We start from the raw sequence: 15,878 nt of genomic DNA, 5'->3' as shown, positions 1-15,878 counted from the left end.
GATGAACCGATTACCGGAACTCGCCGCATCCGACAGGCCTTCGACTCGTGCCGAAGGCGCGGCACCGTGCGCGCTCGACGATGCGGCGTTGACTGCGCTCGCCGCGCGCATCAGGGCGTGGGGGCGCGAATTGGGTTTCGGGGCGATCGGCATCAGCGATACCGATCTCTCGGATGCCGAAGCGGGCCTCGCCGCCTGGCTGGAAGCCGGATACCACGGCGAAATGGATTATATGGCGAAACATGGGATGAAACGCGCGCGCCCGGCCGAACTTGTGGCCGGTACGCGACGCGTGATCTCCGCGCGGCTCGCCTATCTGCCGGCCGACACGCTCGCCGCCGGCGCGCCCGACGGCGAGCCGGGCGCGCTCGTGCTGCACGACTGGCGCGCGCGCGAACGGGCCCGGCTCGACGATCCGCAGGCGGCCGTCGTGTCGATCTATGCACGCGGCCGCGACTATCACAAGGTGCTGCGCAACCGGCTGCAGACGCTCGCGGAGCGCATCGAGCAGGAGATCGGCGCGTTCGGCTACCGCGTGTTCACCGATTCGGCGCCCGTGCTCGAGGTCGAGCTCGCGCAGAAGGCCGGCGTCGGCTGGCGCGGCAAGCACACGCTGCTGCTGCAGCGCGACGCGGGTTCGCTGTTCTTCCTCGGCGAGATCTACGTCGACGTTCCGCTGCCGACCGACGCGCATACGTCGCCCGACACCGCGCCCGAGACGCCCGGCGCGCACTGCGGCAGCTGCACGCGCTGCATCGGCGCATGCCCGACCGGCGCGATCGTCGAGCCGTACCGCGTCGACGCGCGCCGCTGCATCTCGTACCTGACGATCGAACTGAAAGGCAGCATCCCCGAGCCGCTGCGGCCGATGATCGGCAACCGCGTGTACGGCTGCGACGACTGCCAGCTCGTGTGTCCGTGGAACAAGTTCGCGCAGGCCGCGCCCGTCGCCGATTTCGACGTGCGGCACGGCCTCGACCGCGCGACGCTCGTCGAGCTGTTCGCGTGGAATGCCGACGAATTCGATACGCGGATGCAGGGCAGTGCGATCCGGCGCATCGGCTACGAAAGCTGGCTGCGCAATCTCGCGGTCGGGCTCGGCAATGCGCTGCGCGCGGACGCGGGCCGGCTCCCGCCGCAGGCGCGCGACGCGATCGTCGCCGCGTTGCGCGCGCGGGCCGACGATCCGTCGCCGGTCGTGCGCGAGCATGTCGAATGGGCGCTGCGTGCTGCGTGAGGGCGGCGTAAAGTGTCGTCGGCGCGCGGGGGTGCCGCGCGCATCCATCGGTCAGGAGAGGGCCATGTTCAATGCAGTCATCGACGCGCCGTTCGGCAAGGTCGGCATCCGCACGGATGCCGCGGTGGTGCGCGAGATCGTCTATCTGCCCGAATCGGTGAAGCCGGTCGACCCGGATTCGCCGCTCGCGAAGCGCGCGGTCGAGCAGATCGAACGTTATTTCGAGCGCGCATCGGCGCGCTTCGACCTGCCGCTCGCCGAGGTCGGCAGCGCGTTCCAGCATCGCGTGTGGGACGTGATCAGCGATATCCCGCCCGGCACGGTGCTGACCTACGGCCAGGTCGCGAAGCGGATCGGCAGCGCGCCGCGAGCGGTCGGGCAGGCGTGCGGCGCGAACTACTTCCCGCTCGTGATCCCGTGCCATCGCGTCGTCGCCGCAGGTGGCCTCGGCGGCTTCGCGAACCACGACGACAACGGCTATTACCAGAAAGTGAAGCGCTGGCTGCTGGCGCACGAGGGCGTGCCGTACCGATGAGTGAATCGCTGATTTCCCCCGAAGCCGACGGCGATGCCGCCGAGGCGTCACCCGCGCTGCTCGCGAGCCGCGCGTCGATCGACGTGTTTTGCGATGCGCTGTGGCTCGAGCATGGGCTCGCGCGCAACACGCTCGACGCGTACCGGCGCGATCTGGTGCTGTTCTCCCAATGGCTGGCCGCGACGCACGATGCGCCGCTCGATGCGGCCGACGAGGCGATGGTGACGGGTTATATCGCCGCGCGCAGCGACGGCAAGGCGACGTCGTCGAACCGGCGGCTGTCGGTGTTCCGGCGCTATTACGGCTGGGCCGTGCGCGAGCATCGTGCGAGCGCCGACCCGACGCTGCGGATCACGTCCGCGAAACAGGCGGCGCGGTTTCCGTCGACGTTGTCGGAGGCGCAGGTCGAGGCGTTGCTCGGCGCGCCCGACATCGGCACGCCGCTCGGCCTGCGCGACCGCACGATGCTCGAGCTAATGTATGCGAGCGGGTTGCGCGTGAGCGAGCTCGTGATGCTGAAGACCGTCGAGGTCGGGCTCAACGAGGGCGTCGTGCGCGTGATGGGCAAGGGCTCGAAGGAGCGGCTCGTGCCGTTCGGCGAAGTCGCGCACGGCTGGATCGAGCGCTACCTGCGCGAGGCGCGGCCGGCGCTGCTCGGTGCGCGCGCGGCCGACGCGCTGTTCGTGACCGCGCGCGGCGACGGGATGACGCGCCAGCAGTTCTGGAACATCATCAAGCGCCACGCGCAGCACGCCGACGTGCGCGCACACCTGTCGCCGCACACGCTGCGGCATGCGTTTGCGACGCACCTGCTGAACCACGGCGCCGACCTGCGCGTCGTGCAGTTGCTGCTCGGCCACAGCGACATCTCGACCACGCAGATCTATACGCACGTCGCGCGCGAGCGGTTGAAGACGCTGCACGCGCAACACCACCCGCGCGGCTAGCGCATCCGACGCGGCGCGGGGTGTGTCGCGCGCAACGGCCGGCCCCGGGTCAGACCAGCTCGCGCAGCTTGTGCTTCAGCACCTTGCCCGTCGACGCGGCCGGCAGCGCGTCGAGCACGCGGATGTGCGCGGGGCGCTTATAAGGCGCGAGCCGCTCCGCGCACCATGCGTGCAACGCCGCTTCGTCCGCCGTCGCGCCGGGCACGCGCTCGACGAACGCGAGCACTTCCTCGTTGCCTTCGACTGCGCGGCCGATGACGGCCGCCTGCACGACGTCCGGATGCGCGTTCAGCACCTGCTCGACTTCGACCGGATAGACGTTGAAGCCCGACCGGATGATCAGCTCCTTGCTGCGGCCCGCGATCGTCACCGCGCCGTCCGCCTCCTGCCGCGCGAGATCGCCGGTGCTCAGCCAGCCGTCCGGCGACACGGCCGCGCGTGTGGCCTCAGCGTTGCGGTAGTAGCCGAGCATCACGTTCGGCCCGCGTACGCGGATCTCGCCGACTTCGCCCGGCGGCACGTCGGTGCCGTCCGGCGCGACGATTCGCATCTCCACGCCGGGAATCGGCACGCCGACCGAGCTGTCGGCGCGCGGCGCGTCGAGCGGTGTCTGCGTGATCGTCGGGCTGCTTTCGGTCATCCCGTAGCCGTTGTGCAGCGTCACGCCGTACAGGCGCTCGACGCGTGCCTTCAGGTTCGCGTCGAGCGGCGAGCCGCCCGAATACGCAAAGCGCAGGCGCGGTGCGCACCACGCGTGACCGTGCGTGTGCAGGTGTTCGAGCAGCTTTGCGTGCATCGCGGGCACGCCCTGGAAGATCGTGACGCCTTCGTCGGCGAGCGCGACGCGCACCGCTTCCGGCGAGAAGCGCGGGGCGAGCCGCAGTGTCGCACCCGCGTATAGGCTGCCGAGGCAGACCGACGCGAGCCCGTACACGTGCGACACGGGCAGCACCGTATAGACGACGTCGTCGGGCGACACGCGGCGCAGCGTGCTCGACGTCGCCGCGATGAACAGCAGGTTGCGATGCGACAGCATCACGCCTTTCGGTGTGCCGGTCGTGCCGGTCGTGTAGATCAGCGCCGCGCATTGCGCGGCACCGTCGGCGGCGATCGGCTCGCCCGGCGCGCTCGCGTCGACGCGATGCGACCACGCGCCGATGTCGACCGGCAGCGCACTGGCAGGCGTCGCGCCGTGCCGTTCGGCATGCGCGCGCGCGTCGGGCGATGCGTCGGTGGTGAACGCGATCAGCGTCGGACGCGCGTGCGCGGCGATTGCGTCGAGCTCGCTGGCGGACAGCCGCGCGTTCGACACGAGCGCCCACGCGTCGAGGCGCGCGGCCGCGAACAGCAGCACGATCTGCGCGACGCAGTTTTCGGCGACGATCATCACGCGGTCGCCGCCTTGCACGCCGAGGTTAGCGAGCAGCGCAGCGGCCGCATCGACGGCCTGCGCCAGGTCGCCGTACGACAGGCGGCGCGCGTCCTCGATCAGCGCCGGATGCGCGGGCGCCTGCGCGGCCCAGCGTGCGGGCACGTCGGCGATGCGGCGCGGCAGCGCGGCGAGCAGTGCCTCGACGTCGAGCGGCTCGGAGGAACGGATGGACGAGGGCATGGCGTCTCCAGAAAAGGGGCGGGCGGCAGCGTGGCGATGTTTGCGAACGATCGTGCCATGACGGTGCGTGCGCCACAATCGGCCATTCGGGCAATAGCGCTTCGCGATGTCCGCAATGATGATGGACGGAATCGTTGCGGCGACGCAGCCGGCCGCCCGGCGGAAAACGGGCCGCGAGTATACCGCCGGCACGGGCGCGAGAGCGCCATTGCACGCCCGCCGGTCGTTCGCCATTAAAATGCCGCCATGAGCAAATCCAGACACGTGTCCGAAACTCCTGCGACCCAGCTGTTGCGCCGCCACGGCGTCGCGTTCGGCGAGCACCCGTACGACTACGTCGAGCACGGCGGCACCGGCGAATCGGCGCGCCAGCTCGGCGTCGACGAGCACAGCGTCGTGAAGACGCTCGTGATGGAAGATGAACACGCGAAGCCGCTGATCGTGCTGATGCACGGCGATCGCACCGTATCGACGAAGAACCTCGCGCGGCAGATCGGCGCGAAGCGCGTCGAGCCGTGCAAGCCCGAGGTTGCGAACCGCCATTCCGGCTATCTCGTCGGCGGCACGTCGCCGTTCGGCACGCGCAAGGCGATGCCCGTCTACGTCGAGGCGACGATCCTCGAGCTGCCGACGATCTACCTGAACGGCGGCCGTCGCGGCTACCTCGTCAGCCTCGCGCCGGCCGTGCTCACGTCGCTGCTCGGTGCGCAGTCCGTGCAGTGCGCCAGTGTCGACTGAGGGTTTCACCTTCGTGGCAGGCCGCGCGCGTTCGGTAGAATGGGCGCCGTTTCGGCTTGCCGCGCGCAGCCGTCCTTTACCGATACGTTGAAAGAAGAGTCCTCCGCATGCAGATCCTGCTCGCCGCCCTCGTTGCCTACCTGATCGGTTCGGTGTCGTTCGCCGTCGTCGTCAGCGGCGCGATGGGCCTGGCCGACCCGCGTTCGTACGGGTCGAAGAATCCCGGCGCGACCAACGTGCTGCGCAGCGGCAACAAGAAGGCCGCGATCCTCACGCTCGTCGGCGATGCGTTCAAGGGCTGGATTGCCGTCTGGCTCGCACGGCGCTTGGGGCTGCCCGACGTCGCGGTCGCATGGGTCGCGATCGCCGTGTTCCTCGGCCATCTGTATCCGGTGTTCTTCCGCTTCCAGGGCGGCAAGGGCGTCGCGACCGCGGCCGGCGTGCTGCTCGCCGTGCACCCGGTGCTCGGGCTCGCGACCGCGCTGACCTGGCTGATCGTCGCGTTCTTCTTCCGCTATTCGTCGCTCGCGGCGCTGGTGGCGGCCGTGTTCGCGCCGGTGTTCGACGTGTTCCTGTTCGGCGCGAGCCACAACCCGGTCGCGTGGGCCGTGCTCGCGATGAGCGTGCTGCTCGTGTGGCGTCACCGCGGCAACATTTCTAAGCTGCTGGCGGGGCAGGAGAGCCGGATCGGCGACAAGAAGAAGGCGGCCGGGGACGGCGGCGCGCAGGACGGCGGGAAAGCCTGAGGCAGTGCGGCGCTCGCCGCATGCCGGGCGCGCCGCGTGAGCGGGGCCCGGCAGGATGACGTGACGGATCGTCCGGCGATCAGTCGCGGAAGTTGTTGAAGTCGAGCGGCGTGTCGGTCACGTCCTTGCGCAGCATCGCGATCACGCTCTGCAGGTCGTCGCGCTTCGTGCCGGCCACGCGCACCGCGTCGCCCTGGATGCTCGCCTGCACCTTGATCTTGCTGTCCTTCACGAGCCGCACGATCTTCTTCGCGAGATCGCCGGTCACGCCTTTCTTCACGGTGACGATCTGCTTGACCTTGTCGCCGCCGATCTTCTCGACCTTGCCGTAGTCGAGGAAGCGCACGTCGACGTTGCGCTTGGCCAGCTTGCCGATCAGCACGTCCTTGACCTGGCCGAGCTTGAAATCGTCATCGGCGAACAGCGTCAGCTCGCGTTCCTTCTGCTCGACGCGCGCGTCGGAGCCCTTGAAGTCGAAGCGCGTCGAAATTTCCTTGTTCGACTGCTCGATGGCGTTCTTCACTTCGATCATGTTCGCTTCGGAAACGACGTCGAACGATGGCATGGCATTCTCCCTTGAGATGCGGGCACCCGGCTCGCGCACGGGCACTCGCTATAATTGCGGACTGTTTGCCATTTTACCGATGCCCCTCCGTTTGCCCAAGGCCGGCCATGCGCCGTCCGGGCCGACGTGACCGCGAATGCCCGATGCCTCCTGACGATTCCGCCCTGTCGCTGCTTCCCGACCATCCGCTCGCCGCGCACAACACGTTCGGCATCGCCGCGACCGCGCGCTTTGCCGCGCGCATCACGCATGCGTCGCAGTTCGAGGCGCTCCATCGCGACCCGCGCGTCGCGAACCTGCCGCAGCTCGTGCTCGGCGGCGGCAGCAACGTCGTGTTCACGCGCGATTTCGACGGCGTCGTGCTGCTCGACGAGATCGCGGGTCGCCGCGTCGTGCGCGAGGACGACAGCGCTTGGTACGTCGAGGCCGGCGGCGGCGAGAACTGGCATGCATTCGTCGCATGGACGCTCGAACACGGGATGCCGGGCCTCGAGAACCTCGCGCTGATTCCGGGCACGGTCGGCGCCGCGCCGATCCAGAACATCGGCGCGTACGGGCTCGAGATGAAGACGTATTTCGACGCGCTGGTCGCGGTCGAGCTGGCGACGGGGCGCACCGAGCACTTCGACGCTGCGCGCTGCGCGTTCGGCTATCGCGACAGCTTTTTCAAGCGGGAAGGGCGCGGCCGGTTCGCGATCGTGTCGGTGACGTTCCGGCTGCCGAAGCAATGGACGCCCCGGCTCGGCTACGCGGACGTCACGCGCGAACTCGACGCACGCGGCATCGCGCCCGATGCGGCGACGCCGCGCGACGTGTTCGACGCCGTCGTGGCGATCCGCCGCGCGAAGCTGCCCGATCCGCTCGTCCTCGGCAACGCGGGCAGTTTCTTCAAGAATCCGGTGATCGATGCCGCACAGTTCGATGCGCTGCGCGTCCGCGCGCCCGACATCGTGTCGTATCCGCAGCCGGACGGGCGTATGAAGCTCGCGGCCGGCTGGCTGATCGACCGCTGCGGCTGGAAGGGGCGCGCGCTGGGCGCAGCGGCCGTGCACGACCGCCAGGCGCTCGTGCTCGTCAATCGCGGCGGCGCGACGGGCGCCGACGTGCTCGCGCTGGCGCGGGCGATCCAGGCCGACGTACGCGCGCAATTCGGCGTCGAGCTGGAGCCCGAACCGGTCTGCCTGTAACACGGGTTTCGCGCCGCGTTTCGCGCGGCCAAACAAGAAGCGCCGATCGTCGATCGGCGCTTTTTTCATGGATTGCCGGATGCCGGCGCGTCAGTGCTTGAGGCGGCCGAGCAGCAGGAACTCCATCAGTGCCTTCTGCACGTGCAGGCGGTTTTCCGCTTCGTCCCACACGACGCTTTGCGGGCCGTCGATCACGCCCGCCGTCACTTCCTCGCCGCGATGCGCGGGCAGGCAGTGCATGAAGAGGGCGTCCGGGTTCGCGTGGCCCATCATTTCCTCGTCGACGCACCAGTCGGCGAATGCCTTCATCCGCGCCTCGTTCTCGGCCTCGAAGCCCATGCTCGTCCACACGTCGGTGGTGACGAGATCGGCGCCCTTGCACGCTTCGTTCGGATCGTCGAACACTTCATAGAACGGCGCGCTGTCGGGCGAAACGAGCTTCATGTCGAGCGCGTAGCCGGGCGGCGTGGACAGGCGCAGCTTGAAGCCGAGGATCTGCGCGGCTTCGATCCACGTGTAGAGCATGTTGTTCGCGTCGCCGACCCAGGCGACGGTCTTGCCGGCGATCGGGCCGCGGTGCTCGTAGTACGTGAAGATGTCGGCGAGCACCTGGCACGGGTGGTACTCGTTCGTCAGGCCGTTGATCACCGGCACGCGGGAGTTATCCGCGAAGCGCTTGATGACCTCCTGCTCGAACGTGCGGATCATGATGATGTCGACCATCCGCGAGATGACCTGCGCGGAATCCTCGACCGGTTCGCCGCGGCCGAGCTGCGTGTCGCGCGTGCTCATGAACACGGCGTGGCCGCCGAGCTGGAAGATCCCGGCCTCGAACGACAGGCGCGTGCGCGTCGAGCTCTTCTCGAAGATCATCGCGAGCGTGCGATCGTGCAGCGGGTGATAGGTCTCGTAGTTCTTGAACTTGCGCTTCAGGATACCCGTGCGTTCGAGCACGTACTCGTAGTCTTCCAGCGAGAAATCCTTGAACTGCAGGTAGTGACGAATGGTTTTGGCGGTCATGAAGCGAAATACGGCGGGTTGCACCCGGCAGCAAGGCCGGACGGCGCCGCCGTCGGGTGTGGATAACTCAAAGCAGCATAAAGGATTTTCTGTGCTTTGACGAGCCGCGGAAAGACGCGGGGCACGATCGCCGCGTGCGGCGGGCGGTGCGGGAGGAGGGCTGTCGGGACGGCGCGCGATGGCGCGCTGCGGTATAATTCGAAAGTTTTCTCCAGCCCGGCAGGCAAGCCTCCTCGCGCTCTGCCGGACACAAGCCGTGCGCTGCACAAATCCGGTGCAGTCCACCGGCGGCGCGCGCCGACGTCCCGTTTTCGGGATATCGGAATGCTTGTGCCGCCGTCCGTTTCAGCTTTGTGTTCGCGTATCCAGGCGCCGTTGCCTGGACATCGCCGGGCCGTCACTTGGGTAACCACATGGCTGAAACCCCTCCGACCGAATTCTTCATCCAGGGCATCACGAAAGACGGGAAAAAGTTTCGCCCGAGCGACTGGTCGGAACGTCTGGCCGGTGTGATGGCCTGCTTCGGGCCAGGGGCGAGCGGGCGGAATGCGCGTCTCCAGTATTCGCTCTACGTGCGTCCGACGATGCTCGGCGACCTGAAATGCGTGATCCTCGATTCTCGGCTGCGCGACGTCGAGCCGATGGCTTTCGATTTCGTGCTGAATTTCGCGAAGGACAACAACCTCGTCGTCACCGAGGCGTGCGAACTGCCGGACTACGACGCGAAGAAGTGATGCCGGCCCGGGCGAGGGCGGCTTGCCGCGCCCGCCCGGGAAAATGTCGTCGGTGCGCATGATGCGCCGGCGACAGGCAACAAAAAAGCCCGCCTAGGCGGGCTTTTTTGCGATCGCAGGAAACAGGAACGCCCGCGTGAGCGGGCGCACCGGATTTACGCTGCTGCCTGCAGACCCTTGACGGCTGCGGCGAGGCGGCTCTTGCTGCGAGCGGCCTTGTTCTTGTGAACGATCTTCTTGTCGGCGATCGTGTCGATCGTCTTGACGGCAGACTTGAACAGCTCTGCAGCCTTTGCCTGGTCGCCGGCGTCGACAGCCTTGCGAACAGCCTTGATCGCGGTACGGAATTTCGAGCGCAGCGCCGAGTTGTGCGAGTTTGCCTTCGCGGCCTGGCGGGCGCGCTTGCGTGCTTGTGCGGAGTTAGCCATGACGGTTCCTTATCCTGTCCTGTTTCCAGAGCTTGGAGCCTGACGGCCAAGCGCTGCTTTTCGATCCGTCCCCTGAGAACGATTGCCCAGGGGCGCATAAAAAAACGGTGATTTTAACCGAGGCCGGGACATGAAAACGGCAGTTGCCGTGCATGTACGAGCCCAGAAACCGGCGATTATAGCAACAAAATCAAGCGAGTGGCAAGTTTAACGTGACCCCTGCCGAGTGGGGCGCCGGCGGCGTGCGCGCTTTTCGGCATCGGCCGCTGGCCGGGCCACGCAACGTCCGTATAATAAGCGCCCCATGAATCTATTCCGAGCCCTGCTGACGGTCAGCGGCTTCACGCTGCTGTCGCGCGTGACCGGACTGGCCCGCGAGACGCTGATCGCCCGTGCGTTCGGCGCCAGTCAATACACCGACGCGTTCTACGTCGCCTTCCGCATCCCGAACCTGCTGCGCCGCCTGTCTGCCGAAGGCGCGTTCTCGCAGGCGTTCGTGCCCATCCTCGCCGAGTTCAAGAACCAGCAGGGGCACGATGCGACGAAGGCGCTTGTCGACGCGATGTCCACCGTGCTGGCGTGGGCGCTTGCCGTGCTGTCGGTCTTCGGGATCGCCGGCGCATCGTGGGTCGTGTTCGCGGTCGCGTCCGGCCTGCACACCGACGGGCAGGCGTTCCCGCTCGCGGTCACGATGACGCAGATCATGTTCCCGTACATCGTGTTCATCTCGCTGACGACGCTCGCGTCCGGCGTGCTGAACACGTACAAGAGCTTCTCGCTGCCTGCGTTCGCGCCGGTGCTGCTCAACGTCGCGTTCATTGCCGCAGCCGTGTTCGTTGCGCCGCACCTGAAGGTGCCGGTGTTCGCGCTCGCGTGGGCCGTCATCGTCGGCGGCGTGCTGCAGTTCATCGTGCAGCTGCCGGGCCTGAAGAAGATCGACATGGTGCCGCTGATCGGCCTCAACCCGCTGCGCGCGCTGCGCCACCCGGGCGTGAAGCGCGTGCTCGCGAAAATGGTGCCTGCGACGTTCGCGGTGTCGGTCGCGCAACTGTCGCTGATCATCAACACCAACATTGCGTCGCGGCTCGGGCAGGGCGCCGTGTCGTGGATCAACTACGCCGACCGCCTGATGGAATTTCCGACGGCGCTGCTCGGCGTCGCGCTCGGCACGATCCTGCTGCCGAGCCTGTCGAAGGCGCACGTCGATGCCGATTCGCAGGAGTATTCGGCGCTGCTCGACTGGGGGCTGCGCGTCACGTTCCTGCTCGCGGCGCCGAGCGCGCTCGCGCTGTTCTTCTTCGCGACGCCGCTCACCGCGACCCTCTTCAACTACGGCAAGTTCGACGCGCACACCGTGACGATGGTCGCGCGCGCGCTCGCGACCTACGGGATCGGTCTCGTCGGTATCATCCTGATCAAGATCCTCGCGCCGGGCTTCTATGCGAAGCAGGACATCAAGACGCCCGTGAAGATCGCGATCGGCGTGCTGATCGTCACGCAGATCTCGAACTACGTGTTCGTGCCGCTGATCGGTCATGCGGGCCTGACGCTGAGCATCGGCGTCGGCGCGTGCCTGAACTCGCTGCTGCTGTTCATCGGGCTGCGCAAGCGCGGCATCTACCAGCCGTCGCCGGGCTGGCCGCGCTTCTTCGTGCAGCTGATCGGTGCGGCGCTCGTGCTCGCGGGCCTGATGCACTGGCTGTCGATCAGCTTCGACTGGACCGGGATGCGGGCGCAGCCGCTCGATCGCATTGCGCTGATGGCTGCGTGCCTCGTGGTGTTCGCTGCACTATATTTCGGTATGTTGTGGGTGATGGGCTTCAAATACGCTTATTTCAGAAGGCGCGCCAAGTGACGACCGCAATGACCCGCGTCCTCGACTACTTCAGCACGCTCGTGGCAGACGACGACAGCCTGCCTGTCACGGAAGCGGCGCTGTCGCTGGCGCAGGACGCATATCCCGACCTCGACCTGCAGGGCACGCTGGCCGAACTCGACATGCTGGCGGCACGGCTGCGCCGGCGGCTCGCCGACGATGCGGACCTGAAGGGCCGCGTCGCCGCGCTGAACGATTTCTTTTTCCGCGAGCTCGGCTTCGCGTGCAATCACAACGATTACTACGACCCCGATAACAGCCACCTGAATGCGGTGCTGAAGCGGCGCCGCGGGATTCCGATCTCGCTGTCGGTGCTGTACCTGGAACTCGCCGAGCAGGTCGGCGTGCCGGCGCGTGGCGTATCGTTTCCCGGCCATTTCCTGCTGCGCGTCACGCTGCCGGACGGCGACCTGATCATCGATCCGGCCAACGGCCATTCGCTGTCCGAAGCCGAGATGGTCGAGATGCTCGAGCCGTACGTCGCGCGGGCGGCCGGTGCGGTCGACAGCGCGTTGCGCGCACTGCTGCAGCCGGCGACGAGCCGCGAGATCATCGCGCGGATGCTGCGCAACCTGAAGACGATCTATCTTCAGACCGAACGCTGGCAGCGGCTGCTCGCGGTGCAGCAGCGGCTCGTGATCCTGTTGCCCGAGCACCTCGACGAAGTCCGCGACCGCGGTTTCGCGTACGCGCGGCTCGATTACCTGCGCCCCGCGCTCGAGGATCTCGAGCAGTATCTCGGTGAGCGGCCGGACGCGGAGGACGCCACCGTCGTCGAGTCGCAAGTGACCGAATTGCGGCAGCGGATGCAGCGCGACGGCGAGGACTGAGCTGCCGCCGTGCTGCCGAACCCTGAATGACAAAACGCCCGCGCTGCGGGCGTTTTTTTGCGTGCCTATTTCGGCTGCATCCGGATCGCGCCGTCGAGGCGGATCACTTCGCCGTTGAGCATCGGATTCTCGACGATCTGGCGCACCAGCAGCGCGTATTCGGCCGGTTTGCCGAGCCGCGGCGGGAACGGCACCATCGCGCCGAGCGCGTCCTGGACGTCCTGCGGCATGCCGAGCAGCATCGGCGTCTCGAACAGGCCGGGCGCGATCGTCATCACGCGGATGCCGTTGCGCGACAGGTCGCGTGCGATCGGCAGCGTCATGCCCGCGACGCCGGCTTTCGACGCCGCATACGCGGCCTGGCCGATCTGCCCGTCGAATGCGGCAACCGACGCGGTGCTGACGATCACGCCGCGCTCGCCGTCCGCGGTCGGTGCGGTGGCGGCCATCGCGGCGGCCGCGAGCCGGATCATGTTGAACGTGCCGACGAGGTTCACGTTGATCGTCTTCGCGAACACGTCGAGTGGATGCGCGCCGTCCTTGCCGACGGTCTTCGCGGCGGGTGCGATGCCCGCGCAGTTCACGAGGCCGCGCAGCGTGCCCGCGCGCGTTGCCGCGTCGACGGCCGCCTGCGCGTCGGCCTCGCTCGTCACGTCGCAGTGCACGAAGATGCCGCCCAGTTCCATCGCGAGCGCGGTGCCCGCCGCGTCGTTCAGGTCGGCGAGCACGACCGTGCCGCCTGCCTGCGCGAGCATCCGCGCCGTGCCGGCGCCGAGACCCGATGCGCCGCCCGCGATCAGAAACACGTTGCCGCGAATTTCCATGACTGTCTCCTTTGTCGACCGCCCTTGGCGCTTTAGCGCTTAGGGCGGTCCCATGCCAAGGCGGTCGACCGCCCTTGGCGCTTTAGCGCTTAGGGCCGCCCCATGCAAGGCGGCCGACCGCCGTTGCCGCTTCGGCGCCTGTTACGGTTCTGCGCAAAGCGGTTGTCTGGTTCGATGCCGCGCGATCGGTTGAAATGCCGGGGCGCCGGTAGCAGGGGCTCCGGCACCCGACCGATTGTACGGGGCACCCTCGCGCGGCGGCGAGACCGGAGCGGTCGTGCGGATTCCGCCCGGGCAAAAAAAAGCCGCCCGGAAAGGGCGGCTTGCGGGTGCGCGACGCGCTGCTTACTTCAGTGCGCCAAACGCGCGCTCGCGGATTTCCTCGACGCTGCCGAGGCCCGAGATCTTGCGATACTGCGGGGCCTTCAGGCCGTTTTCCTCGCCGCGCTGCGCCCAGTCGCCGTAGTACGTGATCAGCGGCTTGGTCTGCGCTTCGTACACTTCGAGACGCTTCTTGACGGTTTCTTCCTTGTCGTCGTCGCGCTGGATCAGCGGCTCGCCCGTCACGTCGTCATGGCCTTCGACCTTCGGCGGGTTGAACTTGACGTGGTACGTGCGGCCCGATGCCGGGTGCGTGCGGCGGCCGCTCATGCGCTCGATGATTTCCGAGAACGGCACGTCGATCTCGAGCACGTAGTCGATCGCGACGCCGGCTTCCTTCATTGCGTCAGCCTGCGCGATCGTGCGCGGGAAACCGTCGAACAGATAGCCGTTCGCGCAGTCGGATTCCTTCAGGCGCTCCTTGACGAGGCCGATGATCAGCGCGTCCGGCACGAGCTTGCCGGCATCCATGTAGCCCTTCGCCTCGACGCCGAGCGGCGTGCCGGCCTTCACGGCCGCGCGCAGCATGTCGCCCGTCGAGATTTGCGGGATGCCGAATTTTTCCTTGATGAAGTTTGCCTGGGTGCCCTTTCCCGCGCCGGGCGCGCCCAACAGGATCAAACGCATGGTGATATCTCCAGTATGTAGATTCGCGTGGCGAGACGCAAAAAGCGCCGGCGACGGCGTGCGCGGGGCTTGCCTGGCGCGCGGCGGACCGGTCTGATGCGGCGCGTCGGGTTGAGCGACGCACGGCTGCCGGCAGGGCCGCGGGCGGGGTCAAGCGAGGACGCGCTGGTCGCGGACGGCTCGCACAATCGCCTGATTATGCCACGGGTTATTTTGAACCCGGCTGAAAAAGGGCCTGCACGCGTGCGAGATCGGCCGGCGTGTCGATCCCGGCTTCGGGCGCGGACTCGGTGATCAGCACTGCGATGCGCTCGCCGTGCCAGAGCGCGCGCAGCTGTTCCAGCTGCTCGGCCTGTTCGATCGGCGCCTGCGCGAGCGTCGGATACGTGCGCAGGAAACGCGCGCGATACGCATAGAGGCCGATGTGCCGGTAGACCGGGAAAGCCGGTGCTGGCATGGCTGCGACGTCGGGCCAGTGCGGCTGGTATGCGTCCCGGCTCCACGGAATCGGCGCGCGCGAGAAGTACAGCGCGACGCTCTGCGCGTCGAGCGCGACCTTCACGACGTTCGGGTTGAACACGTCGGCCGCGTCGTGGATCGGGTGGGCGGCCGTCGCAATCGCGCAGGCCGGATGCGCGGCGAGGTGCGACGCTACGTCGCGCACCAGCACGGGGTCGATCAGCGGCTCGTCGCCCTGCACGTTGACGACGACGGTGTCGTCGCTCCACCCGAACGTCGCCGCGACTTCCGCGAGCCGATCGGTGCCGGACGGATGGTCGGCGCGCGTCAGCACCGCTTCGAAGCCGTGGTCACGTGCCGCATCGAGCACGCTCTGCGCGTCGGACGCGACGAGCACCTGCTGCGCGCCCGCTTCGCGCGCGCGCTCGGCGACGCGCACGACCATCGGCTTGCCGCCGAGATCGGCGAGCGGCTTGTTCGGGAGCCGCGTCGACGCGAGCCGGGCGGGAATGACGGCGATGAAGGGTTGCGGGTGAGTCATCGGGGAGGGCGGTGAGAAGAGCGGAGCGGGCGACGCGTCTGGTGCGGGTCGCCCGGCGGGGTTCGGCACCCTGGCCGCGGACGTGCCGCGGCTCGGGCCGGGTCGGCCGGCTTAGCGGCCGGCCGGGTCGACCGGCGTGCCTTCGACGGTCTGGCGCGCTTCGTCGACCAGCATCACGGGGATGCCGTCGCGGATCGGGTAGGCGAGCTTGTCCGCGTTGCAGATCAGCTCCTGCGCGGCACGGTCATAGTGGAGCGGGCCTTTGCAGATAGGGCACACAAGGATTTCAAGCAGGCGAGCGTCCACGGAGTTTCTCCACAACGAGGGCAATGAGGCGAGGGTCGAGCGCGGCTTCGACGGGGACGACCCACAGTCGAGCGTCGCGCCAGGAAGCGCCCAATTTTACTGCATCCTTCTCGGTGATCAGGATCGCATCGACGGCGTCGTCGACGAACGGATTGTCGGCGAACGCGTAGTGGTCGGGCAGCGCGCGCGTCGCGGGCGCGAGACCGGCCGCGCGCAGCGTCGCGAAGAAGCGTTCCGGCGCGCCGATGCCGGCCGCGGCGAGCACGCGCTCGTTCGCGAACTGCG

At 67.8% G+C, this 15,878-nt stretch carries 18 protein-coding genes; 9 read left to right on the top strand and 9 right to left on the bottom strand.

All coding sequences use genetic code 11. The annotated features are described in order from the left end of the window. The first annotated feature begins 1 nt into the window (after position 1). The 3 genes from queG (at position 2) to xerD (ending at position 2,719) form a co-directional block, all read left to right on the top strand. On the top strand, positions 2–1,237 hold the full coding sequence (gene queG / locus G3N64_RS24380; protein WP_205786196.1) for a tRNA epoxyqueuosine(34) reductase QueG: 1,236 nt from the start codon (positions 2–4) through the stop codon (positions 1,235–1,237). A 64-nt stretch (positions 1,238–1,301) separates the two neighbouring features. Beyond that, a complete protein-coding gene (locus tag G3N64_RS24375; RefSeq protein WP_205786195.1) occupies positions 1,302–1,772 on the top strand; it encodes a methylated-DNA--[protein]-cysteine S-methyltransferase in 471 nt (156 codons plus the stop codon). Next, entirely contained in the window at positions 1,769–2,719 is a 951-nt protein-coding gene (gene xerD / locus G3N64_RS24370; RefSeq protein ID WP_205786194.1) for a site-specific tyrosine recombinase XerD, read from the top strand. The genes G3N64_RS24375 and xerD overlap by 4 nt, the downstream gene beginning before the upstream one ends. Before the next feature lie 49 nt (positions 2,720–2,768). Here the strand turns inward: xerD and G3N64_RS24365 are convergent, their stop codons facing one another. Continuing rightward, positions 2,769–4,331, bottom strand: coding sequence for an AMP-binding protein (locus G3N64_RS24365; protein ID WP_205786193.1), 1,563 nt, complete (start codon positions 4,329–4,331; stop codon positions 2,769–2,771). 246 nt (positions 4,332–4,577) lie between these two features. On the opposite strand from G3N64_RS24365, the gene ybaK reads away from it, so the two are divergent. After that, positions 4,578–5,069: a Cys-tRNA(Pro) deacylase gene (ybaK, locus tag G3N64_RS24360; protein WP_085041072.1), complete on the top strand. Its 492-nt coding sequence runs from the start codon at positions 4,578–4,580 to the stop codon at positions 5,067–5,069. A 107-nt stretch (positions 5,070–5,176) separates the two neighbouring features. Beyond that, on the top strand, positions 5,177–5,815 hold the full coding sequence (gene plsY, locus G3N64_RS24355; RefSeq protein WP_205786192.1) for a glycerol-3-phosphate 1-O-acyltransferase PlsY: 639 nt from the start codon (positions 5,177–5,179) through the stop codon (positions 5,813–5,815). A gap of 79 nt (positions 5,816–5,894) precedes the next feature. On the opposite strand, the gene G3N64_RS24350 is transcribed toward plsY, so the two are convergent. Beyond that, the gene (locus G3N64_RS24350; RefSeq protein ID WP_011885818.1) at positions 5,895–6,380 is read right to left on the bottom strand and encodes a YajQ family cyclic di-GMP-binding protein; all 486 of its coding nucleotides are present in this window, start codon (positions 6,378–6,380) and stop codon (positions 5,895–5,897) included. Positions 6,381–6,523: 143 nt separating this feature from the next. Here G3N64_RS24350 and murB point away from each other — a divergent pair, with 143 nt between their 5' ends. Beyond that, positions 6,524–7,567 (top strand): UDP-N-acetylmuramate dehydrogenase, encoded by a 1,044-nt coding sequence (murB, locus tag G3N64_RS24345; RefSeq protein WP_205786191.1) that lies wholly within the window; start codon positions 6,524–6,526, stop codon positions 7,565–7,567. A 90-nt stretch (positions 7,568–7,657) separates the two neighbouring features. Here the strand turns inward: murB and argF are convergent, their stop codons facing one another. Further along, complete coding sequence (gene argF / locus G3N64_RS24340; RefSeq protein WP_174918518.1) at positions 7,658–8,587, bottom strand: ornithine carbamoyltransferase; 930 nt, start codon at positions 8,585–8,587, stop codon at positions 7,658–7,660. A 413-nt stretch (positions 8,588–9,000) separates the two neighbouring features. Here argF and G3N64_RS24335 point away from each other — a divergent pair, with 413 nt between their 5' ends. Further along, positions 9,001–9,321, top strand: coding sequence for a DUF3579 domain-containing protein (locus tag G3N64_RS24335; protein ID WP_089426173.1), 321 nt, complete (start codon positions 9,001–9,003; stop codon positions 9,319–9,321). A gap of 155 nt (positions 9,322–9,476) precedes the next feature. Here G3N64_RS24335 and rpsT read toward each other — a convergent pair whose 3' ends face one another. Continuing rightward, positions 9,477–9,749 carry a 30S ribosomal protein S20 gene (gene rpsT / locus G3N64_RS24330; protein ID WP_039368270.1) on the bottom strand — a complete coding sequence of 91 codons (273 nt, stop codon included), beginning with the start codon at positions 9,747–9,749 and terminating at the stop codon, positions 9,477–9,479. Positions 9,750–10,053: 304 nt separating this feature from the next. Between rpsT and murJ the strand changes: the two genes are divergently transcribed. Further along, a complete protein-coding gene (gene murJ, locus G3N64_RS24325; RefSeq protein WP_205786190.1) occupies positions 10,054–11,604 on the top strand; it encodes a murein biosynthesis integral membrane protein MurJ in 1,551 nt (516 codons plus the stop codon). Positions 11,605–11,612: 8 nt separating this feature from the next. Continuing rightward, positions 11,613–12,455 carry a SirB1 family protein gene (locus tag G3N64_RS24320; RefSeq protein ID WP_205786189.1) on the top strand — a complete coding sequence of 281 codons (843 nt, stop codon included), beginning with the start codon at positions 11,613–11,615 and terminating at the stop codon, positions 12,453–12,455. A 65-nt stretch (positions 12,456–12,520) separates the two neighbouring features. Here the strand turns inward: G3N64_RS24320 and G3N64_RS24315 are convergent, their stop codons facing one another. From G3N64_RS24315 to G3N64_RS24295, 5 genes are all read right to left on the bottom strand, one after another. Further along, a complete protein-coding gene (locus tag G3N64_RS24315) occupies positions 12,521–13,279 on the bottom strand; it encodes an SDR family NAD(P)-dependent oxidoreductase (RefSeq protein WP_205786188.1) in 759 nt (252 codons plus the stop codon). 345 nt (positions 13,280–13,624) lie between these two features. Next, entirely contained in the window at positions 13,625–14,287 is a 663-nt protein-coding gene (gene adk / locus G3N64_RS24310) for an adenylate kinase (protein ID WP_011352990.1), read from the bottom strand. A gap of 208 nt (positions 14,288–14,495) precedes the next feature. Further along, complete coding sequence (gene kdsB, locus G3N64_RS24305) at positions 14,496–15,287, bottom strand: 3-deoxy-manno-octulosonate cytidylyltransferase (protein WP_059665170.1); 792 nt, start codon at positions 15,285–15,287, stop codon at positions 14,496–14,498. A gap of 111 nt (positions 15,288–15,398) precedes the next feature. Continuing rightward, positions 15,399–15,593 carry a Trm112 family protein gene (locus G3N64_RS24300; protein ID WP_010090898.1) on the bottom strand — a complete coding sequence of 65 codons (195 nt, stop codon included), beginning with the start codon at positions 15,591–15,593 and terminating at the stop codon, positions 15,399–15,401. After that, a partial coding sequence (locus G3N64_RS24295; protein WP_205786187.1) for a tetraacyldisaccharide 4'-kinase occupies positions 15,574–15,878 on the bottom strand: 305 nt, incomplete at its 5' end. The genes G3N64_RS24295 and G3N64_RS24300, both read right to left, overlap by 20 nt.

The sequence above is a fragment of the Burkholderia sp. Ac-20344 genome (assembly GCF_017104975.1).
Taxonomy (GTDB): Bacteria; Pseudomonadota; Gammaproteobacteria; order Burkholderiales; family Burkholderiaceae; genus Burkholderia.
The sequence above is the reverse complement of the archived record's forward strand: the minus strand, read 5'-3'. Positions and strand labels throughout refer to the sequence as shown.

Excerpts from the sequence above, each read along its gene's own strand:
- G3N64_RS24350 (WP_011885818.1), bottom strand. The coding sequence starts at position 6,380 with ATGCCATCGTTCGACGTCGTTTCCGAAGCGAACATGATCGAAGTGAAG.
- rpsT (WP_039368270.1), bottom strand. The coding sequence starts at position 9,749 with ATGGCTAACTCCGCACAAGCACGCAAGCGCGCCCGCCAGGCCGCGAAG.
- xerD (WP_205786194.1), top strand. The coding sequence starts at position 1,769 with ATGAGTGAATCGCTGATTTCCCCCGAAGCCGACGGCGATGCCGCCGAG.
- G3N64_RS24335 (WP_089426173.1), top strand. The coding sequence starts at position 9,001 with ATGGCTGAAACCCCTCCGACCGAATTCTTCATCCAGGGCATCACGAAA.
- G3N64_RS24315 (WP_205786188.1), bottom strand. The coding sequence starts at position 13,279 with ATGGAAATTCGCGGCAACGTGTTTCTGATCGCGGGCGGCGCATCGGGT.
- murB (WP_205786191.1), top strand. The coding sequence starts at position 6,524 with ATGCCTCCTGACGATTCCGCCCTGTCGCTGCTTCCCGACCATCCGCTC.
- G3N64_RS24375 (WP_205786195.1), top strand. The coding sequence starts at position 1,302 with ATGTTCAATGCAGTCATCGACGCGCCGTTCGGCAAGGTCGGCATCCGC.
- G3N64_RS24320 (WP_205786189.1), top strand. The coding sequence starts at position 11,613 with ATGACCCGCGTCCTCGACTACTTCAGCACGCTCGTGGCAGACGACGAC.
- G3N64_RS24365 (WP_205786193.1), bottom strand. The coding sequence starts at position 4,331 with ATGCCCTCGTCCATCCGTTCCTCCGAGCCGCTCGACGTCGAGGCACTG.
- kdsB (WP_059665170.1), bottom strand. The coding sequence starts at position 15,287 with ATGACTCACCCGCAACCCTTCATCGCCGTCATTCCCGCCCGGCTCGCG.
- argF (WP_174918518.1), bottom strand. The coding sequence starts at position 8,587 with ATGACCGCCAAAACCATTCGTCACTACCTGCAGTTCAAGGATTTCTCG.
- ybaK (WP_085041072.1), top strand. The coding sequence starts at position 4,578 with ATGAGCAAATCCAGACACGTGTCCGAAACTCCTGCGACCCAGCTGTTG.
- queG (WP_205786196.1), top strand. The coding sequence starts at position 2 with ATGAACCGATTACCGGAACTCGCCGCATCCGACAGGCCTTCGACTCGT.
- murJ (WP_205786190.1), top strand. The coding sequence starts at position 10,054 with ATGAATCTATTCCGAGCCCTGCTGACGGTCAGCGGCTTCACGCTGCTG.
- adk (WP_011352990.1), bottom strand. The coding sequence starts at position 14,287 with ATGCGTTTGATCCTGTTGGGCGCGCCCGGCGCGGGAAAGGGCACCCAG.
- plsY (WP_205786192.1), top strand. The coding sequence starts at position 5,177 with ATGCAGATCCTGCTCGCCGCCCTCGTTGCCTACCTGATCGGTTCGGTG.